The 22,051-nt window shown below is 72.6% G+C and carries 18 protein-coding genes; 12 read left to right on the top strand and 6 right to left on the bottom strand.

Annotation, left to right across the window (positions count from 1 at the left end; translation table 11 throughout):
• Window positions 1–166: 166 nt before the first annotated feature.
• Complete coding sequence (locus ABZ937_RS12520) at window positions 167–1,783, bottom strand: acyl-CoA synthetase (protein WP_361689747.1); 1,617 nt, start codon at window positions 1,781–1,783, stop codon at window positions 167–169.
• A gap of 176 nt (window positions 1,784–1,959) precedes the next feature.
• Between ABZ937_RS12520 and ABZ937_RS12515 the strand changes: the two genes are divergently transcribed.
• From ABZ937_RS12515 to ABZ937_RS12475, 9 genes are all read left to right on the top strand, one after another.
• Window positions 1,960–2,760: a crotonase/enoyl-CoA hydratase family protein gene (locus ABZ937_RS12515; RefSeq protein WP_361689744.1), complete on the top strand. Its 801-nt coding sequence runs from the start codon at window positions 1,960–1,962 to the stop codon at window positions 2,758–2,760.
• A 140-nt stretch (window positions 2,761–2,900) separates the two neighbouring features.
• On the top strand, window positions 2,901–3,842 hold the full coding sequence (locus ABZ937_RS12510; protein WP_361689741.1) for an OB-fold domain-containing protein: 942 nt from the start codon (window positions 2,901–2,903) through the stop codon (window positions 3,840–3,842).
• On the top strand, window positions 3,839–4,909 hold the full coding sequence (locus ABZ937_RS12505) for a thiolase domain-containing protein (RefSeq protein WP_361689738.1): 1,071 nt from the start codon (window positions 3,839–3,841) through the stop codon (window positions 4,907–4,909). Before ABZ937_RS12510 ends, ABZ937_RS12505 begins: the two co-directional genes overlap by 4 nt.
• The gene (locus tag ABZ937_RS12500; protein WP_361689735.1) at window positions 4,906–6,072 is read left to right on the top strand and encodes a thiolase domain-containing protein; all 1,167 of its coding nucleotides are present in this window, start codon (window positions 4,906–4,908) and stop codon (window positions 6,070–6,072) included. The genes ABZ937_RS12505 and ABZ937_RS12500 overlap by 4 nt, the downstream gene beginning before the upstream one ends.
• Window positions 6,073–6,189: 117 nt before the next feature.
• Window positions 6,190–6,432 (top strand): DUF397 domain-containing protein, encoded by a 243-nt coding sequence (locus tag ABZ937_RS12495; RefSeq protein WP_361689732.1) that lies wholly within the window; start codon window positions 6,190–6,192, stop codon window positions 6,430–6,432.
• Between the two features lie 117 nt (window positions 6,433–6,549).
• Window positions 6,550–7,452 (top strand): universal stress protein, encoded by a 903-nt coding sequence (locus ABZ937_RS12490; protein WP_361689729.1) that lies wholly within the window; start codon window positions 6,550–6,552, stop codon window positions 7,450–7,452.
• A 203-nt stretch (window positions 7,453–7,655) separates the two neighbouring features.
• A complete protein-coding gene (locus ABZ937_RS12485) occupies window positions 7,656–8,906 on the top strand; it encodes a PHB depolymerase family esterase (RefSeq protein WP_361689726.1) in 1,251 nt (416 codons plus the stop codon).
• Window positions 8,907–9,049: 143 nt separating this feature from the next.
• The gene (locus ABZ937_RS12480; RefSeq protein ID WP_361689723.1) at window positions 9,050–10,480 is read left to right on the top strand and encodes a tannase/feruloyl esterase family alpha/beta hydrolase; all 1,431 of its coding nucleotides are present in this window, start codon (window positions 9,050–9,052) and stop codon (window positions 10,478–10,480) included.
• A gap of 58 nt (window positions 10,481–10,538) precedes the next feature.
• Entirely contained in the window at window positions 10,539–11,036 is a 498-nt protein-coding gene (locus ABZ937_RS12475) for a hypothetical protein (RefSeq protein ID WP_070026621.1), read from the top strand.
• Between the two features lie 17 nt (window positions 11,037–11,053).
• Here ABZ937_RS12475 and ABZ937_RS12470 read toward each other — a convergent pair whose 3' ends face one another.
• Together ABZ937_RS12470 and ABZ937_RS12465 are read right to left on the bottom strand one after the other, a co-directional pair.
• Window positions 11,054–13,024 carry a peptidoglycan recognition family protein gene (locus tag ABZ937_RS12470; protein ID WP_361689720.1) on the bottom strand — a complete coding sequence of 657 codons (1,971 nt, stop codon included), beginning with the start codon at window positions 13,022–13,024 and terminating at the stop codon, window positions 11,054–11,056.
• Between the two features lie 289 nt (window positions 13,025–13,313).
• Window positions 13,314–14,459 carry an aminoglycoside phosphotransferase family protein gene (locus tag ABZ937_RS12465; protein WP_361689717.1) on the bottom strand — a complete coding sequence of 382 codons (1,146 nt, stop codon included), beginning with the start codon at window positions 14,457–14,459 and terminating at the stop codon, window positions 13,314–13,316.
• A gap of 332 nt (window positions 14,460–14,791) precedes the next feature.
• Between ABZ937_RS12465 and ABZ937_RS12460 the strand changes: the two genes are divergently transcribed.
• The gene (locus ABZ937_RS12460) at window positions 14,792–16,288 is read left to right on the top strand and encodes a hypothetical protein (protein ID WP_361689714.1); all 1,497 of its coding nucleotides are present in this window, start codon (window positions 14,792–14,794) and stop codon (window positions 16,286–16,288) included.
• 53 nt (window positions 16,289–16,341) lie between these two features.
• Here ABZ937_RS12460 and ABZ937_RS12455 read toward each other — a convergent pair whose 3' ends face one another.
• The gene (locus ABZ937_RS12455) at window positions 16,342–17,772 is read right to left on the bottom strand and encodes a SpoIIE family protein phosphatase (RefSeq protein ID WP_361689711.1); all 1,431 of its coding nucleotides are present in this window, start codon (window positions 17,770–17,772) and stop codon (window positions 16,342–16,344) included.
• Window positions 17,773–18,121: 349 nt separating this feature from the next.
• On the opposite strand from ABZ937_RS12455, the gene ABZ937_RS12450 reads away from it, so the two are divergent.
• Window positions 18,122–18,535, top strand: a complete 414-nt coding sequence (locus ABZ937_RS12450) for an SsgA family sporulation/cell division regulator (protein ID WP_361689708.1) — start codon at window positions 18,122–18,124, stop codon at window positions 18,533–18,535.
• A 186-nt stretch (window positions 18,536–18,721) separates the two neighbouring features.
• Here the strand turns inward: ABZ937_RS12450 and ABZ937_RS12445 are convergent, their stop codons facing one another.
• Both ABZ937_RS12445 and ABZ937_RS12440 read right to left on the bottom strand, forming a co-directional pair.
• Window positions 18,722–19,747, bottom strand: coding sequence for a Gfo/Idh/MocA family oxidoreductase (locus ABZ937_RS12445; RefSeq protein WP_361689705.1), 1,026 nt, complete (start codon window positions 19,745–19,747; stop codon window positions 18,722–18,724).
• Between the two features lie 71 nt (window positions 19,748–19,818).
• Entirely contained in the window at window positions 19,819–20,913 is a 1,095-nt protein-coding gene (locus ABZ937_RS12440; protein WP_361689702.1) for a chemotaxis protein, read from the bottom strand.
• Between the two features lie 169 nt (window positions 20,914–21,082).
• Between ABZ937_RS12440 and ABZ937_RS12435 the strand changes: the two genes are divergently transcribed.
• The gene (locus ABZ937_RS12435; protein ID WP_361689699.1) at window positions 21,083–21,862 is read left to right on the top strand and encodes an alpha/beta fold hydrolase; all 780 of its coding nucleotides are present in this window, start codon (window positions 21,083–21,085) and stop codon (window positions 21,860–21,862) included.
• Window positions 21,863–22,051: the final 189 nt, after the last annotated feature.

Below are 22,051 nucleotides of genomic sequence, written 5' to 3'. Positions count from 1 at the left end.
CTGTCGGTCCTTCCGTGCGCGGCCCTCGGCCGGGGCGATGGGCCGGGCACGGAGGATCATCCGTCACCCTCCATGAAGGGGCGCGGCCGACCGTGCGCACAGAGTAGTCATCGCCGGCGGATCGGCGGTGTGGGACACCCCGACGGCGGTCGGGACACCCCGGCGGCTACGGCCGCTCCGCCGCCACCGCCACCTCCCGCGCCCACCGGTAGTCGGCCTTGCCGCTCGGGGACCGCTGGATGGTGTCCATGATCACCAGCTGGCGCGGGACCTTGTAACCGGCCAGACGGGTACGGCAGTGCCGCTGGATGTCGGCCAGCGAGAGGCCCGGCGCGCCCGCGCGCAGCTGCACCACGGCCGCCACATGGTTGCCCCACCTGGCGTCCGGCACGCCGGCGACCAGCGCGTCGTACACATCCGGATGCGCCTTGAGCGCCTGCTCGACCTCCTCCGGGTACACCTTCTCGCCGCCGGTGTTGATGCACTGCGAGCCCCGGCCCAGGACGGTGACCACGCCGTCCGTGTCGACCGTCGCCATGTCGCCCAGCAGTACCCAGCGCCGCCCGTCCTTCTCGAAGAACGTCTCGGCGGATTTCACCGGGTCGTTGTAGTAGCCGAGCGGCACATGGCCGCACTGCGCGACCCGGCCGATCTCGCCGGGCCCGACCGGCTCGTGCGTCGCCGGGTCGACCACGCGGGTGCGGGAGTTGACCCGGATGCGGAAGCCGCGCTCGGGGCCCGAGTCCTCGGTCGCGGTGCCGTTGAAGCCGGACTCGGAGGAGCCGAAGTTGTTCAGCAGCAGGGCGTTCGGGACCAGTGCGCGGAACTGCCGGCGCACCGTCTCCGACATGATCGCGCCCGAGGAGGAGACGCTGAACAGGGCCGAGCAGTCGGTCCCCCTCAGCGGTCCGCTCAGCGCGTCGATCAGCGGCCGGAGCATCGCGTCGCCGACCAGCGACATGCTGGTGACCTTCTCCCGCTCCACGGTCCGCAGCACCTCCTCCGGCACGAACTTGCGGTGCAGGACGACCCGTTGGCCGAAGTTGAAGCCGATGAACGCGGTGAGCGTCGACGTGCCGTGCATCAGCGGGGGAGTGGGGAAGAAGGTGATCCCGGAGCCGCCCGCGGCGACCCGCTCGGCCAGCTCCTCCGGTGCCTTCACCGGCTCCCCGGTCGGCGCCCCGCCGCCGAGGCCGGCGAAGAACAGGTCCTCCTGACGCCACATCACCCCCTTGGGCATGCCCGTCGTACCGCCCGTGTAGATGATGAACTGGTCGTCCCCCGAGCGCGCGGGAAAGCCCCGCCCGGGCGACCCGGCGGCCTCCGCCGCGGCGAACGGCACCGCCCCCGGCACCTCCGCCGGACCCGCGCCCACCCGCAGCAGATGCCGCAGCCCCGGCGCCTGCGGCAGCGCCCCCGCGACCCGGTCCCCGAACTCCGCGTCGAAGGCCAGCGCGACCAGGTCCGCGTCCCGGTAGAGGTACACCAACTCCTCTTCGACGTAGCGGTAGTTGACGTTCACCGGGACGATCCTGGCCTTCAGGCAGCCCAGGACCGTCTGCAGGTACTCGACCCCGTTGTACAGGTGGAGCCCGAGGTGCTCACCGGGTCGTATGCCGCTGTCGACGAGGTGGTGCGCGACGCGGTTGGTGGCGGCGTCCAGCTCGGCGTACGTCAGCCGGCGCTCCGCGCCCGTGCCGGGATGGTCGACGTACACGAGCGCCTCGCGGTCCGGAACCACGTCGACGACCGACTCGAACAGGTCGGCAAGGTTGTACTCCACCGCTCCTCCTGACCTCTCACGGCCTGGCGATCCACCGGTTCGCCGGTCATCAGAGCAAAGGGCGCATCAACTGGGAAGGGTCCGCGCAAGGAAATCTGACTGACTGTCAGAAAACCCTTGAAGTGCCTCACCGCCTCCTGCAACCTGTTCTCGTTCTTACCGAGGGGAGATGGGCGATGGGCGGGACGGAACACCTCACCGTGCAGCGTGAAGGCGCCACTTTGGTGCTCACGCTCAACAGGCCCCAAGCGAAGAACGCGCTCTCGCTTCCGATGCTCGTCGGCCTGTACGACGGCTGGACCGAGGCCGACGAGGACGACGCGATCCGCTCGATCGTGCTCACCGGGGCCGGGGGTGCCTTCTGCGCGGGCATGGACCTCAAGGCGCTGGCCGGTGACGGCATGGCGGGGCAGCACTACCGCGACCGGCTCAAGGCCGACCCCGATCTGCACTGGAAGGCCATGCTGCGCCACCACCGCCCCCGCAAACCGGTGATCGCCGCCGTCGAGGGGTACTGCGTGGCCGGCGGAACCGAGATCCTCCAGGGCACCGACATCCGGGTCGCGGGCGCGTCCGCGACCTTCGGCCTGTTCGAGGTCAGGCGCGGCCTGTTCCCGATCGGCGGCTCCACCGTCCGCCTCCAGCGCCAGATCCCGCGCACCCACGCCCTGGAGATGCTGCTCACCGGACGGCCGTACAGTGCCGAGGAGGCCGGCGCCATCGGGCTGATCGGACACGTCGTCCCCGACGGCGCCGCGCTCGCCAAGGCGCTGGAGATCGCCGAGCAGATCAACGCCTGCGGGCCGCTCGCCGTGGAGGCCGTCAAGGCGTCGGTCTACGAGACCGCCGAGATGACCGAGACCGACGGGCTCGCCGCCGAACTCGCCCGCGGCTGGCCCGTCTTCGACACCGCCGACGCGAAGGAGGGCGCCCGCGCCTTCGCGGAGAAGCGGCGCCCCGTCTACAGACGCGCGTAGCGCAGCGCCGGCTCAGGCCGGTGCGGACACCGCGGGCCGTGTGTGGCTGGTCGCACCCCGCGGCGGAGCCGCACATCGGCACAGCCCCGCGCCCCTTCGGGGCGCGACCTCGCCGACCTTCCCCAAGGAGGCAAGCCCCGATGCCCGAAGTCCTCAAAGCCCCTCTCGTGGTCGAGTTCCCCTTCACCCGGTCCCTCGGCCCCGTCCAGAGCGCCTTCCTCACCGGACTGCGCGAACGTGTCGTGCTCGGAGTGAAGACCACCGACGGGCGCACCCTCGTCCCGCCCGTGGAGTACGACCCCGTCACCTCCGAGGAGATCCGCGACCTCGTCGAGGTCGCCCCGACGGGCACGGTCACCACGTGGGCCTGGAATCACGAGCCCCGCCGCGGCCAGCCCCTCGCCACAGCCTTCGCCTGGGTCCTCGTCCGGCTCGACGGCGCCGACACCGCCCTGCTGCACGCCCTCGACGCACCCGGCCCCGACGCCGTGCACACCGGCATGCGGGTACGGATCCGCTGGGCCGGGGAACGCACCGGCGCCATCACCGACATCGCGTGCTTCGAGCCGTACGACGGAGAACCCGAACAACCGGGCGGCCACAACGGCGAGTTCGAGGACCCACTCACCGGAATCGTCGCCCCCGCCCGGCTCGACTACAGCTACTCGCCCGGCCGTGCCCAGTCCGACTACATCAACGCCCTCTCCGAACAGCGAACCGTCGGCGAGCGCTGCCCCTCCTGCCGCAAGGTGTACATCCCGCCGAGGGGTGCGTGTCCCACATGTGGCGTGGCCACAGCCGAACAGGTCGAGGTGGGTCCCCGGGGCACAGTGACCACCTTCTGCATCGTCAACATCAAGGCGAAGAACCTCGACATCGACGTCCCCTACGTCTACGCGCACATCGCCCTCGACGGTGCCGACCTCGCCCTGCACGCCCGGATCGGCGGCATCCCCTACGACCAGGTGCGCATGGGCCTGCGCGTCGAGCCGGTGTGGACCGAGGGCGCCCGCTACCCCGACCACTACCGGCCCACCGGCGAACCCGACGCGGACTACGAGACGTACAAGGAGCTGCTGTGACCAGCGAGGAAGCCCCCGGCCCCCGGGACATCGCCGTCGTCGCCTTCGCACAGACCGACCACCGGCGCTCCACCGAGGAGTCCTCCGAGGTCGAGATGCTCATGCCGGTCCTGCACGACGTCCTGGCGCAGACCGGCCTGAAAGCCGCCGACATCGGCTTCACCTGCTCCGGCTCCAGCGACTACCTCGCCGGCCGCGCCTTCTCCTTCACCCTCGCCCTCGACGGCGTCGGCGCCTGGCCGCCGATCTCCGAGTCGCACGTCGAGATGGACGGCGCCTGGGCACTGTACGAGGCGTGGACCAAGCTGCTGACCGGAGACGCCGACACCGCGCTGGTCTACTCCTACGGCAAGTGCTCACCGGGCTCGGTACGGGACGTGCTCACCCGCCAGCTCGACCCCTACTACGTCGCCCCGCTGTGGCCCGACGCGGTCGCCCTCGCCGCCCTCCAGGCGCAGGCCCTCATCGACGCCGGGCACACCGACGAACCGGCCCTCGCCGCCGTCGGCGCCCGCAGCCGCGCCGACGCCGGCGCCAACCCCCACGCCCAGCTCAAGGGCCGGGTACCGCAGGGCGACTACGTCGTACGGCCGCTGCGCACCGGCGACTGCCCGCCCGTCGGCGACGGCGCCGCCGCCGTCGTCCTCGCGGCGGGGGAGCGGGCCCGGCAGCTGTGTGAGCGGCCCGCCTGGATCCGCGGCATCGACCACCGCGTCGAGGCCCACTCCCTGGGCGTGCGCGACCTCACCGACTCGCCCTCCACCCGGCTCGCCGCCGAGCGGGCGGGCGCCTTCGAACGACCCGTCGACACCGCCGAGCTGCACGCGCCGTTCAGCGCACAGGAGGTGCTCCTGCGCCGGGCCCTCCGCCTGGACGACAGCGTCCGCGTCAACCCCTCCGGCGGCGCCCTCGCCGCCAACCCGGTCATGGCCGCCGGGCTCATCCGCATCGGTGAGGCCGCCGCCCGCATCCACCGCGGCGAGTCCCACCGCGCCCTCGCCCACGCCACCTCAGGACCCTGCCTCCAGCAGAACCTGGTCGCCGTACTCGAAGGGGATCCCCGATGAGCAAGGAGCCCGTGGCCGTCACCGGGATCGGCCAGACCAAGCACGTGGCCGCCCGCCGGGACGTGTCGATCGCCGGACTCGTCCGCGAGGCCGCGGGGCGAGCCCTCGCCGACGCCGAGCTGACCTGGGCGGACATCGACGCCGTCGTCATCGGCAAGGCGCCCGACTTCTTCGAGGGCGTGATGATGCCCGAGCTGTACCTCGCCGACGCCCTCGGCGCGGTCGGCAAACCCCTGCTGCGGGTGCACACCGCGGGCTCGGTCGGCGGGTCCACCGCGCTCGTCGCCGCGGGCCTGGTCGCCGCACGCGTCCACGGCACGGTCCTCACCCTCGCCTTCGAAAAGCAGTCCGAGTCCAACGCCATGTGGGGCCTGTCCCTGCCGGTTCCCTTCCAGCAGCCCCTGCTCGCCGGAGCCGGCGGCTTCTTCGCCCCCCATGTCCGCGCCTACATGCGGCGCAGCGGCGCCCCCGACACCATCGGCGCCCTCGTCGCCCACAAGGACCGGCGCAACGCCCTGAAGAACCCCTACGCCCATCTGCACGAGCACGACATCACCCTGGAGAAGGTTTTGGCGTCACCCATGTTGTGGGACCCCATTCGCTACTCCGAGACCTGCCCGTCGTCCGACGGCGCCTGCGCCATGGTCCTCACCGACCGTGCCGGGGCCGCCCGCGCGCCCCGGCCGCCCGCCTGGCTGCTCGGCGGCGCCATGCGCAGCGAACCCACCCTGTTCGCGGGCAAGGACTTCGTCTCCCCGCAGGCCGGCAAGGACTGCGCCGCCGACGTCTACCGGCAGGCCGGCATCGCCGACCCGCGCCGGGACATCGACGCCGTCGAGATGTATGTGCCGTTCTCCTGGTACGAGCCCATGTGGCTGGAGAACCTGGGCTTCGCCGCGGAGGGCGAGGGCTGGAAACTCACCGAGTCCGGGGTGACCGAACTCGACGGCGACCTGCCGGTCAACATGTCGGGCGGGGTGCTGTCCACCAACCCCATCGGCGCCTCCGGCATGATCCGGTTCGCCGAGGCCGCCCTCCAGGTGCGCGGCCAGGCCGGGGAACACCAGGTGGAGCGGGCCCGCAGGGTGCTCGGCCACGCCTACGGCGGCGGCTCGCAGTTCTTCTCCATGTGGCTCGTGGGCTCCGAGCCCCCCGACGCCTGACGGTCACGCCCGGAACTCCGGGCGTACCGCCGGAAACGTCGTCCCCATGTGCCCTGTCCGCCATGGCGACCGGTCGCTAGGCTGGCCCGCGGACGACGAACCGGGAGGAGCACGGACGTGGCCGAGACCACCACCCAGCAGCAGCCGCTCGTGGGCTGGGACAAGCCGGAGCTGGACCTCAGCGAGGCCGAGTGGCAGTCAAGCAGCCGAGGTCTGGGCGATGTCCAGATCGCCTTCGTCGAAGGCTTCATCGCGATGCGCAACAGCGGCCGGCCGGAGAGCCCCTCCCTGATCTTCACCCCCGCCGAATGGGGTGCCTTCGTCTCCGGCGCGCGGGAGGGCGAGTTCGACCTCACCTGAACCGGGGGTGTTCCGGCCGGATTTCCGGACACGCGACCAGCAGCGCCCCGCGGGGACCGGTCCTGAGCGAGGCTGGCCCCAGCAAAGGGGAAGGTCGTGTTCCGGAGGTGAGGAAGGATGAGCGCTGCGCCGGTCATCGCCGCGGTCGACGGTTCCGCGGACAGCCTGCGCGCCCTGGACTGGGCCCTGGACGCCGCCCGCCGCCGCGCGGCACCGCTGCGCGTGGTGCACGTACGGCAGTACGCGGCCTGGGGCCAGGCCGACGTGCTGGTCGCCGGGCCGCCCGACGCGGAGGGCGACCCGGTGCTCGACGAGGTCCGCACCCGGATCGCGGACCGCGCCGGGGAACCGGCCGTGGAGTACGTCGCCCTGGAGGGCGTACCGGGTGCCGTCCTGCCCGAACTGGGCGGTGACGCCCAGCTGTTGGTGCTCGGCTCCCGGGGCCGCGGCGGCTTCGCGAGCCTGCTGCTCGGCTCCAACGGCCTCGCCGCCGCCCGGGACGCCGAGTGCCCGGTGGTCGTCGTACCCCGGCCCGGCCGTGAGGTGCACGGGGAGGGTCCCGCCGAGCCCGGGCCCCGGGTGGTCGTCGGCCTGCACGCCGACAGCCCGGACGAGAGCGTCCTCGCCTTCGCCTTCGCCGAGGCCGCCCTGCGTGACGCCCGGCTCCAGGTGATCGCCGCCTACCCGTGGCCGGTGCAGGCGTGGTCCGCCCCCGGCCAGCTGGTGCCGCAACTGGTCGACCAGAAGGCCGTGGAGACCGAGACCCGCACCCTCGCCGACGGCTTCCTCGCCCCGCACCGCGAACGGCACCCCGAGGTCCGCGCCGACACCGAGGCGCTGCCCGGCGACGCGGCCGGCCACCTCGTCGCCGCCTCCCGGGACGCAGACCTGGTCGTCGTCGGCCGGCACCGGCGACGGCTGCTCGCCCCGGCACGCATGATGGGCTCCGTCACCCAGGCCGTGCTGCTGCACGCGGCGAGCCCGATCGCGGTGATCCCGCCGGTCCCGCCGGAGGAGTGAGACACGGGGGAGCCGGACCGAGGGCCGAGTCGGCGTAGCAGACCTCCCCCCGCTCCGCAATGCGTCCGACGGCGACCGACCCCCCGACGGCTGTGGTGCGCGACGCCATGGCGGCCGAACACACCCGAACCTATGGTTCCGGCACCCCCGGCACCCCCCTCGCGCGGGAGCGGCCGGGACGTGTGTCCACCGAAGGAGCCGCCATGCCACAGCCCTGGTCCAGCAAGGCACCCGGAGCGCCACCGCGGGCCCGTCGCCTGCCCCGTCTGCTGCCCCGCCTTCTCGCCGTCGTCGCCGTCCTCCTCGGCACCGTGCTCACCGGGCCCGCGCCCGCCGCCCGCGCCGCCGTCACGCTCACCAGGGTGAGCGACTTCGGGTCCAATCCGGGCGCCCTCACCATGTACGTGTACCGGCCCGCCGCCCTGCCGGCCCACCCGCCGGTGGTCGTCGCCCTGCACGGCTGCACACAGAGCGCCCAGGTCTACGCCGACAACTCCGGCCTGCCGCAACTCGCCGACCGCGACGGCTTCCTGCTGGTGCTCGCGGAGACCGGCACCGCCAACAACCCGAGCAAGTGCTTCAACTGGTTCCAGGCCGCCGACAACCGGCGCGGACAGGGCGAGGCCCTGTCCGTCCGGCAGATGGTGAGCCACGCCGTCACCGCCTACGACGCCGACCCGCGGCGCGTCCACGTCACCGGACTGTCCGCCGGCGGCGCCATGACCGCGGTCATGCTCGCCGCCTACCCCGACGTCTTCTCCGCGGGCGCGGTCGTCGCCGGCCTGCCCTACGACTGCACCCGGGACAACAGCCCCTACGCCTGCATGAACCCCGGCGTCGACCTGAGCCCGGCCGACTGGGCCCAGCGGGTGCGCGACGCCTACCCGGCGTACACCGGGCCGTGGCCGCGGACAGCCATCTGGTACGGCGACCAGGACACCACCGTCGCACCGCGCAACGCGACCGAACTGCGCGACCAGTGGACGGCACTGCACGGCCTGCCCCAGACGCCCACCCGGACCACGACCATCGGGCCGGACGCCACCCGGCAGGACCAGTACCTGGCCGCCGACGGCACGGTCGCCGTCGAGGTCGACCGCGTCCCCGGCATCGGCCACGGCACCCCGGTCGACCCCGGCACCGGCGGCGAGCAGTGCGGCGCCACCGGCGCCCCGTACTTCCTCGACTCGATCTGCTCCAGCCGCTGGATCGCCCGCTTCTTCGGCCTGGACACCTCCGACCCGGGCGACCCGGACCCGGGCGGCGGCACCGCCGCCTGCTGGACGGCCAGCAACTACGCCCACGTACAGGCAGGACGGGCCACCACCAGCGGCGGCTCCACCTACGCCACCGGCTCCCACCAGAACATGGGCCTGTACAACACGTTCGTCACCCACACCCTGAAGGAGTCGCCCACGGGCTACTTCACCCTCGCCGACACCGGCTGCCCCTGACAGCGGCTCAGCGGCCGGGAATCCGGGCCGCCATGGTGGCCGAGCCCCCCGAACGGGCCGTCATCATGGCGGCCCCACACATGTTCGCAGCCCCCACACCGCCCCTAGCCTCCAGCGCGTCCCCAACCCGTCGGAGGAACCGCATGCGTCCCCACCCCACATCACCGCCCGGCCGGCCGACCCGGCGTACCGTACTGGGCGCGCTGTCGCTCGCCGCCGTCTGCTCGCTCCTGGTCACCCCGGCCACCGCGGCACCCACCGGCCCGGGGACCCCCGACGCCCACTGCGCCGGCCGTGCCCGGCTGCACGTGCCCGGCGCGGCACACCAGCAGGCCGACTGCCTGGACGAGCTGACCACGGCCGGGACCGTGGCCACCGGCCACACCGACCCGGCCGACTACGCCGGACTCACGCCCCGGGACCTCCCCACACCCAGCGGGGTCCCCGGCATCCAGATCGACGGCTACTTCCCGGACACCTCCGCCACCAACACCAACCACGGCTGGCACCACGACGCCCAGTTCGTCATCCGGCTGCCCGACCACTGGAACGGCGGCCTGGTGGTCGCCGGCACCCCGGGCAACCGCGAGCAGTACGCGAACGACCGGGCCATCGCCGACTGGGTGCTCGCCCGCGGCTACGCCTACGCCGCCACCGACAAGGGCAACACCGGCACGGCCTTCCACCGCGACGGCCGCCGTCCCGGCGACGCCATCGCCGAATGGAACACCCGCCTCACCCAGCTCACCCGCGCCGCCCGCACCGTCGTCACCCAGCGCTACCACCGGCCCCCGGCCCGCACCCTCGCCACCGGCATGTCCAACGGCGGCTACCTGGTGCGCTGGCAGCTGGAGCACCACCCCGAGCTGTACGACGGCGGAGTCGACTGGGAGGGCACCCTCTGGCGCGCCGACGGCCCCAACCCGCTCACCTCCCTGCCGGCCGCCCTGCGCCACTACCCCGCCTACGCCGCCGGCGGCCCCGGAGCCACCGAGGCCGAGGCCGCGCTGCACCGCGCCGGCTTCCCGGCCGGCTCCGAGTTCCTGTGGCCGTACCACCACCAGGTGTACTGGGACCTCACCCAGCGGATCTACCGCGAGGAACTCGATCCCGGCTACGACGGGGACACCGAGGCCGGCACCCCGTTCTGTGTCTCCGGCACCCCCGCCTGCGACGCCGACTACGCCTACCCGGCCCGGCCCGCCGCAGTCCACCGGGCGGTGGAGCGCATCGCCCTGACCGGACGCATCGGCAAGCCCCTGATCACCCTCCAGGGCACCCTCGACGTGCTGCTGCCGATCAGCGAGGACGCCGACGTCTACGCGCGCATGGTCCACCAGGCCGGCCGCGGCTCCCTGCTGCGCTACTACCGCATCGAGGACGGCACCCACACCGACTCACTGGCCGACGCCTTCCCCGACCGGCTCCGCCCGATGGTGCCCTGCCACCGCTCCGCGTTCACCGCCCTGGAACGGTGGATCACCGAAGAGGTCCGCCCACCCGCCGACCACACGGTCGCCCGCCCGGCCGGCGCGGACCCGGCGACCCTGCTCACCAGCTGCCCCCTGCGGTAGACGATCTTTCGGGTGCCCGCAGGTCACCCCTCGGAGCACGGGCACGTACCATGGCCGCATGTCGTTCCTCCGCCGCCGCAGCGCGACCCCTGCCGGACCCGACTTCGACGTGCTGGCCATGGACCCGGGCGACTGGCCGGGCAACCTCGGCGCGGGCCTGCTGCCCGCCCCCGACGGCACCTGCCAGGGTGTCTTCCTGCGCTACGACCTGTTCGGCGGACGCGGCCCCGCCATGATCATCGGCAATCTCCCGGAGGGCTCCCCGGCCCGCGAGGTCGCCGAGGGCGAGATCCCCTTCGAGGTCGGCCAGCTGCTGCTGGCGCTGGAGAACGACGAGGAGGTCACCGTCGTCGGCACCGAGGACACGCCGGTGCTCCAGGGCGACAACCTCCTCATCGTGCGGCGGCTGAAGCTCTCCGAGAGCCGGATCTCCTGCGTCCAGTTCGACCGCAGCGACGGCGTCCTCGTGACCATCGCCGCCTGGGACCGCCCCATCACGGACGACCTGTACGCCCTGCTGAAGCCGCTCCCGGCGGAGCTTTTCCAGCAGGGCTGAGGAGACACCGCCCGCGGCTAGCGGGCCGAGCCTTCGAGCGTCACGTCGGCGGACCGGACGAACGCGACCCGGTGGCCGTACTGGATCTCGTAGTACAGCTCCTTGCCCACCACGACCCGGTGCGAGTCGGGGGTGAAGGTGACCGCGTAGTAGTACTCGCCCGGTACCTCGTCACCGACCACGTACTTCTGCCCGGCCGGGATCGTGTAGGGCAGCGCCACCACCGACTGGGCGGGGACGCCCGCCGGGTAGGCCTCCTTCTCCGGGTACGCGCGGCCGTACACCGGGACGCTCGCCAGTCCGTCCCTCGGGGTCACCACCAGGCCCCTCGCCGGTACCGCCGCAGGCTCCTTCGGCGGGTTGCGGAACCAGGCCTTCTGTCCGAGGTACCAGATGGCCGTCCAGTCGCCCCAGCGGTCGGCGACCGCGTACTGCTGACCGGTGGAGACCCGCGAGGACAGATCGTTCACCCCGTCGGTCGGGTCCGTCTTCAGACCGATGTCCTTGATCAGCGGGGCGGTCTCGTCGTGGTCCGTGCGCAGCCGCACCTCGCTGGAGCCGTGCGCCGTGCAGGGCTCGCCCCGGGTGGTGCAGCCCGTGTACACCGGCTGGTTCGAGGCGTAGTCCGGCAGGATCGTCACCACTGCGGAGTGCGGGCCGGCCGTGCGGTGGAACGGGTGGCCCAGCAGCCGGAAGTAGTGCCGCCAGTCCCAGTACGGGCCGGGGTCGGTGTGCATGCCCGGGATGGTGGAGGCGGTCGGCCCGGGCACATTGTCGTGGCCCAGGATGTGCTGCCGGTCCAGCGGGATGTCGTACGTCCGGGCCAGATACCGCACCAGCCGTGCCGAGGACCGGTACATCGCCTCCGTGTACCAGGCGTCCGGTTGGGCGAGGAAGCCCTCGTGCTCGATGCCGACCGACTTCGCGTTGACGTACCAGTTGCCCGCGTGCCAGGCGACGTCCTTCGCCTTGACGTGCTGGGCGATCAGACCGTCCGTCGACCGGATCGTGTAGTTCCACGACACATAGGTGGGGTCCTGGATGAGCTTCATGACCCCGTCCCAGGAGCCCTCCGTGTCATGGATGACGATGTACTTGATGCTCTGTGAGGCCGGGCGGTCGCCGAGGTCGTGGTTGCCGTAGTCGTTGTCCCCGAATTCGGAGTACGGCGCCGGGACCGACTCGCAGGACACTGACTTCGGGCATTCGGTGCCCTCCGTGGGCAGCGTGCGCAACCCGGCCCGCTCCAGCTGGGCGGTGTCGGCGGTCAGCCCCGGCTCGGCGGCCAGGGTCACCAGCTGGCCGTCGTCCGTGGTGCGTTCCTCGCCGGTGCGCAGCACGTCGTACACGTCGTCGGCGTACGTGGCGGCGGTCGCCGTGTCGTCGGCGCCGGAGAACCGGGCCACCGCGCCGTACCAGTCGGCCGGGTCGGCGCTCGGCGGCTCGCCCAGCTCCTTCTGCGCGGCGGCGAGCAGAGCGGCGCCGCCGGCCACGTTCGCCGCCGGGTCGGTGCGCAGCTCGGCGGCCGGGATGCCGGTCAGCTCCGCGGCCCTCGGCAGCGTCCTCAGGCGGGCCGGAACCGCGGAATCCGCCGGCGCCTCGACGGTCGGGTGCAGCGCGGCACGGGCGGTGTCGCCGCGGGCGTCCTCCGTCCCTTCGGTGAAGTGCTCGGCCGTGGCGATCGCGGTCCGGGCGTCGGTGAGGTGCATCGGGCCGTAGCCGCCGGTCACACTGGGCGCGCCCCCGTGCCGGTCCCAGCGTGACTGCAGATAGGAGACGGCCAGCAGAACGCTCTGCGGCACGTGGTAGTCGGCCGCCGCCGTGGCGAACGCCTGCTGGAGCCGGTTCGCCGAGAAGTCCGTGGCGGTGTGGGCCGGGGCCGCGCCGAGCAGGGGCAGCAGCAGAGCCGCGGAGGCGAGCGGGACGGCGGTCCGCCGCAGACGTCTGTGGCCGGGTGTGGACGTGGGGTCGGTGGCGGATCCTCGCAATGCGGCCTCCTGTGACGGGCGGAGCGTGGCGGGGCGTGCGGCGCCGAGCTGGGTCAGTGGTACCGGCTTGCCGACGATCCGTCAATGATGCCTACACAGAGGCGATTTCCCACGTCACGGAGGGGTTCCGGCGAGTTTCGCGGCGGCGGTGCGCGGGCCTGCGGGGCGTCACAGGCGTACACCAGTGCCCACGCTGGATGTTCCGTCGAACGGGCCTGTGTAACGGTCCCGGACACGAGGATCCGCGGTGCGCCGCCGCTCAGGGCGCACCGCGGAGCCGTCGTCCCCGTCAGCGAGTGCCGACCGCCGCACGGACGGCCCTTCGGGCCATCTGGCAGTCGTCGTGCAGCCGCCTGAGCAGCAGCCGCTGTTCCTCGCCGGACGGCGCAGCACCCGGGTGGGCCAGGCCCGGTGCCGCCGGGGCCGCATCGTGCATCGAACGCTGCACGGCCGTCTCGTAGGTGCGGATCTCCCGGGTCAGCAGGAGCATCAGGTTCACCAGGAAGGCGTCCCGGGAGGCCGGGCCCGCCGACTGGGCGATCTGGCTGATCTGCCGCCGGGCCACCGGCGCGTCCCCGAGGACCAGCCACAGCGTCGCCAGGTCGTACCCCGGCAGATACCAGCCCGCGTGCTCCCAGTCCACCAGCACTGGACCGGCCGGTGAGAGCAGGATGTTCGAGAGCAGGGCATCGCCGTGGCAGAACTGGAGCATGCCGTGCCGGCCCACCTCATGGGCGATGCCGTGCAGCAGCTTCTGCAGGTCACCGAGGTCCCGGTCGGTGAGCAGGCCCAGCTCGTGGTACCGGGAGATCCGGGCCGCGTAGTCCAGCGGCATGTCGAACGTGCCCGCCGGGGGCCGCCAGGCGTTCACCCGGCAGATCGCGCCGAGCGCGGTCCGGATGTCCGCGCGGGGCGGCGCCTCCGTGGGATGCCGCTGGAACGCCGCCGTCCGGCCCGGCATCCGCTCGATCACCAGCGTGCAGTTGTCCGGGTCCGCCGCGATCAGCCTCGGCACCCGGACCGGCGGCCGGTGCCGGACGAACGAGCGGTATGCGGCTATTTCGTGGCGGCTCCGCTCCGCCCAGGCGGGCGAGTGGTCCAGGAGGCACTTGGCGACGGCCGTGCTGCGCCCCGTCGTCCCGACGAGGAGGACGGACCGTCCGCTGCGCCGCAGGACCTGCACCGGGGCGAACTCCGGGCAGATCCGGTGCACCGCGGCGAGCGCGGTGCGCAGCTGCGCGCCCTGAGGGCCGGACAGGTCGAGTCTCCCGCTGAGCGGTTGGCTCCCCGGCTGGCCCGGGACCCGCCGGGGCCGGCCCGCGCCCAGCACGGGACCGCCCGGACGCGCCACCGGGTCGAGATACGGCCCGCCGCCCGCCGGGCGGGAGCGCAGCGGCCGGGGCGGGGCGGACACGGAGGACGATGCTGCGTACATGGGAGAACAGATCCCTTCGTGTGCCTGCTGTGCCTGCCTGTACGTCCGCGCTTCGAACCGGTGCTCCGGGGTGCCTGCCCCGTGAGCGTGGTTTCGAGAGCGTGCGCCCACCCGGCCCGGTCGCCCGGGTACACCCTGGGGAATGTGCCCGGCGTACGCGGCCATACGGCCGTCATATGCAGGTGGCGACCGGGTCGGGGTGGCTCGTTCCTACCTGACACCCGATGACCGGTGGCACACCATCTGGCGGACCCTGGCGAACCGTGGCGAATAGTCGCCCGGCAACCTCCACCGGGCTACTGTCAACTCAGCCGAGAACCTGGGGGCTTGACGTGAGCGGACAACCCAACACCCGCCTGGCGGACCTGTTCGGCCTGGCCGGCTGGTCCAAGGGCGAACTCGCGAGACTGGTCAACCGGCAGGCGGCGGCCATGGGCCACCCCCAGCTGTCGACCGACACCTCCCGGGTGCGGCGGTGGATCGACATGGGAGAGATCCCGCGCGATCCCGTGCCGCGGGTGCTGGCGGCTCTGTTCACCGAGCGTCTCGGCCGTGTCGTGACCATCGAGGACCTAGGTCTGGTGCGGCACGGGCGTGCGGGGAAACGGCAGGCCGACGGGATCGAGGAACATCCCGACGGAGTGCCGTGGGCGCCCGAACGGACCGCCGCGGTCCTCACCGAATTCACGGGAATGGACCTCATGCTCAACCGACGCGGCTTGGTGGGCGCGGGTGCCGCGCTCGCCGCGGGATCCACACTCAGCAGCGCCATGTACGACTGGCTGCACACCGACCCGGCCCTGCGGGCCGACGCCCCTGTTCTCGACGACCCTCTGCACGCCGACCCCGCCGGGTTCGACCGGTACGAGGCCGCCCCCATCGGATCGCAGGAGATCGAGGAGCTGGAGCGCTCGGTCGAGGTGTTCCGCGCCTGGGACGCGGCCCGTGGCGGCGGGCTGCAGCGCAAGGCGGTCGTGGGCCAGCTCAACGAGGTGGGCGGCATGCTCGCCTACCACCATCCCCCCCATCTCCAGCGGCGCCTGTGGGGCGTCGCCGCCAACCTCGCCGTCCTCGCGGGCTGGATGTCGCACGACGTCGGCCTGGAGCCCACGGCGCAGAAGTACTTCGTCATCGCCGCCCACGCCGCACGTGAGGGCGGAGACCGGCCGCGGGCCGGTGAGGCGCTGTCCCGGGCGGCCCGTCAGATGGTGCACCTCGGCCGGCCGGACGACGCCCTGGACCTGATGAAGCTCGCCCAGTCCGGCGCCGGCGACCGTCTGCAGCCGCGTACGAAGGCGATGTTCCACACCATCGAGGCCTGGGCGCAGGCGTCGATGGGCAAGGGCCAGGCGATGCGCCGGACGCTCGGCCGGGCGGAGGACCTCTTCGTGTCCGACCGGCAGGACGTCGAGCAGCCCGACTGGATGCAGACCTTCAAGGACGAGGACCTGTACGGCATGCAGGCGCTCGCCTACCGCACCCTGGCGGAGTTCGACCCGGGCGCGGCCGCGCACGCCCAGCACTACGCGGAGAAGGCGCTCTCCCTGCGCGTCGACGGACGGGAGCGGTCGAAGATCTTCGACCATCTGTCCATGGCGTCGGCCTGCTTCATCGCCGACGACCCCGAACAGGCCGACCGTTACGCACGGCTGGCCCTGATGTCCATGGGCTCGAACTCCTCGCGCCGCACCTGGGACCGGCTGCGCCAGATGTACCGGCTGACCGCGGAGTACGCCGGCTACCCGAAGATCCACCAGCTGCGGGAGGAGATCAGGCTCGCCCTGCCCAAGCCGAGGGCCAAGGCGGACGGCAACAGCGCACAGGCATAGGGGGCCTGTGCGCTGTCCGACCTCGACGGGTCCCTCGACCCGGACGGGTCAGTTCATGCCGTGACCTTGGCGACGAGGACACACGCGTCGTCCTCGCGCCCCGCTCCGCCGAACTCCTCGACGACCGTTCGCACACAGTCCTGCGCGGTGCGCGCCGCGCCGAACCGTGGGGCGAGGCCGAGAAGCCGGTCCACAGCCGCTGTCCTGCTGTGGCCCGACATCAGCCCGTCGGTGTGGAGGAGGAGCAGGTCGCCCGGTCGCAGAGCGACGACGGACTGCCCGTAGACGGCGCCCGAGGAGGCGCCGAGGAGGACGCCGTCCGGTGTGTCCAGCATGCGCCCCGTCCCGTCGCGGAACAGCAGCGGGGCGGGGTGTCCTGCCTGGGCCCAGACCAGGGTGCGGGTCTCGGGCCGGTAGCGGCAGCAGACGGCGCTGCCGAGGGCGGGCTGCACGGTGGTGTCGAGTAACTGGTTGAGCATGGCGAGCAGCCGGCCGGGGTCCGAGCCGGCCATCGCCATGCCGCGTACGGCGCCGAGCAGCATCGCCATGCCGGAGGCGACGGCCACGCCCTGCCCGGTGAGATCGCCGACGCTGAGCAGGGTCTGGCCGTCGGACAGCTCCAGCGCGTCGTACCAGTCCCCGCCGATCGGCGCGGGGGTGTCCGCGGGGAGCCGGTGGGCGGCCAGGTCCAGGGTCTGCGGTCCCCGGTGCGGGAGCCGCAGGGAGCCGCGCCATGGCGGTAGCACGGCTTCCTGCAGCTCTACCGCGATCCGGTGCTCGGTCTGCTCCTGCCGGCGGTGGTGGTGCAGCGAGTCACGGGTCTCGCGCACCGTCCGCTGGCTGCGGCGCAGTTCGCTGACGTCGCGGAGCACGGCCCACATGGAGGTCGTGCCGCCGTCGGCGCCGAGCACGGGTTCGCCCATCATGTGCACCGTCCGCACGGAGCCTCCGGGCCGTACGACACGGAACTCGCCGTCGATCGGCTTGGCGTCGACCAGGCAGTCCGTGACCATCGCGGTGAGCTTCGGCCGGTCCTCCTCCAGGACCATGCCGGGCAGCTCGTCCAGGGTGAGGGCGGGGCCGGCCGGGTCGAGGCCGAGGATCTGGTACAGCTCGCCCGACCAGCTGGCCTCGTCCGTCAGCAGGTTCCACTCGGCACTGCCGACCCGGCTGAGCAGCGAACCGCGCGGCTCGGCGGCCGGCGCGGGCCGGGCCGCGGGCGGCTCGGCGGGCTCGTCCGGGGCGGGGAGCGGGCCGTCCCGCAGCTGGGCGAAGTGGGAGTCCAGGTCGTCCAGCTGGTGCAGCGCCAGGTCGTAGAGGGCGCGCTGCCAGCGCTCCTGGGGGTCCGAACCGTCGCTCCGGGTGTCCCGCCGTACGGCGTCCACGTCGCCCTTGAGTCGCCGCGCCTGCGTTATCAGCGCCTCGACCGAGCCGCGTCCGGGCGGCTGGGCGGGTGGGTGGTCCGCGGAGACTGGGGACGGCATGACGCACTCCGAAAAGGGGGACGGTACGGCGGGGACGACGGGGGGACCATTACGACTGTTGCACAGCCCGCGACGCCCTGTAAGGGATTTGGCAACACACGATACGGTGGTGCTTCTGGCATATGCCAGAGTCTTCTCGGAGTGATCCGAGGGGACGAATGACGTACGCGTTGCCGCCGTCAAGTCGTAGCAGGCCTACGCGAGTTGAGTCGGATGGGCCGCCCGTCCGCATCCTTCAAGCGGATGTTCGACGATTCTCTGTTCAAGGATGCCGCACAGCGGCCGGTACCTGCCGAACTCTGACCGGAATTGGCGGCATGTGACAGGCCTTCGCGGACTCCTTAAGAGCATGGACATCACCGTCGAACAGATCGCCGAGGCCCGGCTCGTCACCGCCGATGACCGGGAGGTCCCGGTGCGGGCCGCGCTGCGCTACACCGCGGACGACCCGCTCGCCGTGTTCCTGGATTTCCCGGCCGAGGTGTCCCTGCACGGCGAGGAGGTCACCTGGACCTTCGCACGCTCCCTGCTCGACCAGGGGCTGCGGACCCCGGCCGGTCACGGGGACGTCCAGATATGGCCGTACGGCCGCACCCGGACGGTGCTGGAGCTGCACTCCCCGCACGGCATGGCGCTGCTGCTGTTCCCGGCCTCGACGCTGAGGCGCTTCCTGGTGCACACCTACGAGGTGGTGCCGTGCGGCCAGGAGGACGTGGCCCGAGTGGTGGAGCGGGGCCTGAGCGCCCTGTTCGGCGGGGTGTGAGGCAACGGACGCCTCCGGGCCGGCTTTGACGCTTGTTCACCTTGCCTCAAGAGCGCCCACTGCAACGGCGACCCGCCGCACTCCTGGTCCTCGCAGTTCGCTCGGCTGTCCGGACCTCGTCCACCAGGCCCTGGCAGTACACCGCCGACGCGGGCGGCACCGCCTCCGCCTCCTTCGACGCGAGCGTCAGCCGCTGACCTCGGCGTACAGGTCCGGGCGCGGGACCAGTCCGACGGTCACCCGGCCGCCGTTCTCCAGCGCCCGGACGCCCGCCTCGGCGACGACCGAGGCCGCGTAGCCGTCCCACACGCTCGCGCCGGTGACGGCACCGCGCCGGGTGGCGTCGACCCACGCCTGCACCTCGCGGTCGTAGGCGTCGGCGAAACGGACCAGATAGTCCTGCGCCACCTCCTCGGCGGCGCTGCCCCGCGAGGTGACCACCATGCCGTGCTCGTCGCCGATCCGGGCGCTGCCCGCCTCGCACACGGCCTCGCAGCGCACCTGGTAGCCGAAGCCGCAGTTGACGAAGACCTCCACGTCCACCAGGGCGCCCCGCTCGGTCTCGAACAGCACGAACTGCGGGTCGAGCAGGCCCTCGGGCGCGCCGGCGGACGGGGTGGGCCGCAGCACGGTCACCGCCGTCAGCTCCTGCCCGAGCAGCCAGCGGGCCGCGTCGATCTCGTGCGAGACCGAGCTGTCGATCAGCATGGCGCTGGTGAAGCCGTCGGGGGAGGAGACGTTGCGGTGGGTGCAGTGCAGCATCAGCGGGCGGCCCAGGCCGCCCCCGTCCAGCAGGGATTTCAGCCGCCGGTACTCGGCGTCGTAGCGGCGCATGAAGCCGATCTGCGCCAGTCGGCGGCCGAGCCGCACCTCGGCCTCCATGACCCGCAGGGCACCGGCGGAGTCCGGCACCATGGGCTTCTCGCACAGCACCGGCAGCCGACGGGCGAAGGCGGCGAGCAGTGCCTCCTCGTGGGCGGGGCCGGGGGAGGCGATGAGGACCGCGGCCACGCCCGGCGCGTCGAGCGCGGCCACCGGGTCCGTGTGCACGGTGACACCGGCCAGGCCGGCCACCGCCTCCTGCGCACGCTCCCCATCGGGGTCGGCCACGGCGGCCACCCTGGCGCCGCTCACCACCTGGTCGAGGCGGCGTACATGGTCGGCCCCCATGTGTCCGGCACCCAGTACGGCCACACCCAGCAGGTCACCCACGCGCGCGCTCCCTTACGCCGACGATCACGCCGTAGCGTACGCCGGGAAGGGAGCGCTGCCCGGGGGCTGCCTCAGTACCGCAGCACCCCGGCCATGCCGTTCGCGTCGCCCAGCGTGCCGTCCGGGACGAAGCGGACGTCGGCGCCGGTCTCCAGGCACATCTCCACGATCTCGTCCACGATGTCGTCGCGGGCGTCCAGGTCGCCCGGTTCGGCCGGGACGAGGTGGTCGCCGTCGTCGCGGACGGTCGTGCGGTAGTTCTCCTCGACCGCGAGGAGCCGGACGCGGGCGTCGCGGGCGTTCTGCCACAGCTCGTCCACCCCCGCGGCGAAGGACTTGCGCCCGCGTGCCGCGATCAGTTCCCTGATGACGGACGTGGTGTCCTTGCGGGCCTCCGCCTCCAGGACCGGCCTGAGGGCCTGCCACACGGCCTCCGGGCTCGCGTGCGCGAGGCCTCCGTGCGGGACGTGCACGGCGGCCTTGGCGACGCTGCCGACCTCGTCCAGCAGCGACAGGGCCGCCGGATCGCCGGTGACGTACAGCGGGCGGGGCTGGTCGCGCAGGACCGTGCTCATGGCGGTGTCCGCCTCGCGCAGGTACTGGCGCGTCCCCTCGTCGCTGAAGGTGCTGGGCTGGTCGCCGATCTGCATCTGCCGCTCGGCGTCGAAGTTCTCCCGGACGTGCAGCAGCGGGAAGCCACCGGAGTGGTCCTCGACGACCCGCTCGGGGCCGCCGCTCCACAGCGTGATGCGGTCGGCGGAGAGCGACAGCACCCAGAAGGGCCGCTCGGCCGCCTGCGCGGAGACCAGGTTGCGGGTGAGGAAGGTGTCCGAGAACACCACCCGCTCGGGGACGGGGCGGGCCAGCGACCAGACCTGGTGCTCGCCCGGCGCCGCGAAGATCACCAGGCCGTCCTCGGCGTGCGCGAGGTCCACTTCCGCGAGGGCCCGGTCGAGCTGGGCCACGACATCGACGCGGCGCTGCCGGCTGACGGCGGGATCGGACTCCAGCCGCTTCCTGGCCTCGGCCACCACATTGCGCAGCCGGACCGGATCCTGGCTGACCCCGCGTTCCCCCCGGTGCGTCGGGGTCAGCACGGAGACCGCCGGGTAGGGGCGCGGGCGCCGCAGTTCAGCAAGGGTCGCGGGACTCAGTGCGTGCTCCATGACAGCACGATAGGGCCGATTCACCGTGGCGGCATTCGGGGTGAACCGGACCTGGGCGACTGAGCTGCCGGCCGCCGGAATTTCCCGGCGGAGGCCGATGACGCGGGGCTGTGCGGCCGGTTACCGTACCCGTCAGTAACCGGATCGTGCCGCACCCCAGGAGGCCTTCATGCCGCAGTTCGACGTCGACGGAGCGACGCTGACGTACGACGACGAGGGTCCCCGTGACGCGGCGGACGTGCCCGTGGTGTTCGTGCACGGCTGGACCGCCGACCGGCACCGCTGGGACCACCAGATGGCGTACTTCTCCGCCGGGCGCCGGGTGATCCGCCTCGACCTGCGCGGGCACGGGGAGAGCACGGGGGCCGGGGTGCGGACCATCGCCGAGCTGGCGCAGGACGTCCTCGCGCTCCTCGACCACCTGGAGGTCGAGCGGTGTGTGCTGGTCGGCCACTCGATGGGCGGGATGATCGCGCAGACCATCGCCCTGGCCCACCCCGCGCGGGTGGAGCGGATGGTGCTGGTGGGCTCGATCGGGCGGATGACCTACAGCCGTGGCCGTGGCCTGCTGATGGCGGCCTCCACCCTGGTGCCGTTCAAGCTGTTCGTGGCCGCCAACATCCAGCGGGCGTTCGCGCCCGGCTATCCGCGTGAGGAGATCCGGGCGCACATCCGCGCCTCCGCCGCCACCCCGCGCGAGGTCGTGATGACGCTCTACGGCGCGATGCGGGCCTTCGACGTCCTGGACCGGGCCGGCGAGATCACCGTGCCGACCCTGATGGTGCACGGCTACCACGACGTCCAGCTGCCGGTGCGGCAGATGCTCCGGATGGCCAAGGCCTACCCCGACGCCGTCGTGCGCATCCTGGACGCGGGGCACGAGCTGCCGGTGGAGAGGCCCGCCGAACTGACCGGGGTGCTCGACTCGTTTCTGACCGCGAAGCCATGACGCGTGCCCTGCTTGATGAAGTTTTTGCCCGTGGCGCGTTCCTGCTGCCCACGGCGTGGTGAGACGCCTGCCCGCGCTTTTCGCTGAGGCAAAAAGCGGCCGAAACCGTGGGGCGGGGGTCTCGACCGTGTTACGTCCGCGTTGACGCGCGCGAGCACCTGACGGACGCTCGACATATAGGTGCTCGAT

Source organism: Streptomyces sp. NPDC046727 (genome assembly GCF_040645635.1).
Lineage (GTDB): Bacteria > Actinomycetota > Actinomycetes > Streptomycetales > Streptomycetaceae > Streptomyces.
Note: the sequence above shows the minus strand (reverse complement) of the source record. Positions and strands in the feature narration are given on the sequence as shown.

Coding starts and splice junctions, on each gene's coding strand:
- ABZ937_RS12515 (WP_361689744.1), top strand. CDS start 1,960: ATGGGCGGGACGGAACACCTCACCGTGCAGCGTGAAGGCGCCACTTTG.
- ABZ937_RS12510 (WP_361689741.1), top strand. CDS start 2,901: ATGCCCGAAGTCCTCAAAGCCCCTCTCGTGGTCGAGTTCCCCTTCACC.
- ABZ937_RS12500 (WP_361689735.1), top strand. CDS start 4,906: ATGAGCAAGGAGCCCGTGGCCGTCACCGGGATCGGCCAGACCAAGCAC.
- ABZ937_RS12490 (WP_361689729.1), top strand. CDS start 6,550: ATGAGCGCTGCGCCGGTCATCGCCGCGGTCGACGGTTCCGCGGACAGC.
- ABZ937_RS12485 (WP_361689726.1), top strand. CDS start 7,656: ATGCCACAGCCCTGGTCCAGCAAGGCACCCGGAGCGCCACCGCGGGCC.
- ABZ937_RS12480 (WP_361689723.1), top strand. CDS start 9,050: ATGCGTCCCCACCCCACATCACCGCCCGGCCGGCCGACCCGGCGTACC.
- ABZ937_RS12475 (WP_070026621.1), top strand. CDS start 10,539: ATGTCGTTCCTCCGCCGCCGCAGCGCGACCCCTGCCGGACCCGACTTC.
- ABZ937_RS12465 (WP_361689717.1), bottom strand. CDS start 14,459: ATGTACGCAGCATCGTCCTCCGTGTCCGCCCCGCCCCGGCCGCTGCGC.
- ABZ937_RS12455 (WP_361689711.1), bottom strand. CDS start 17,772: ATGCCGTCCCCAGTCTCCGCGGACCACCCACCCGCCCAGCCGCCCGGA.
- ABZ937_RS12450 (WP_361689708.1), top strand. CDS start 18,122: ATGGACATCACCGTCGAACAGATCGCCGAGGCCCGGCTCGTCACCGCC.
- ABZ937_RS12440 (WP_361689702.1), bottom strand. CDS start 20,913: ATGGAGCACGCACTGAGTCCCGCGACCCTTGCTGAACTGCGGCGCCCG.
- ABZ937_RS12435 (WP_361689699.1), top strand. CDS start 21,083: ATGCCGCAGTTCGACGTCGACGGAGCGACGCTGACGTACGACGACGAG.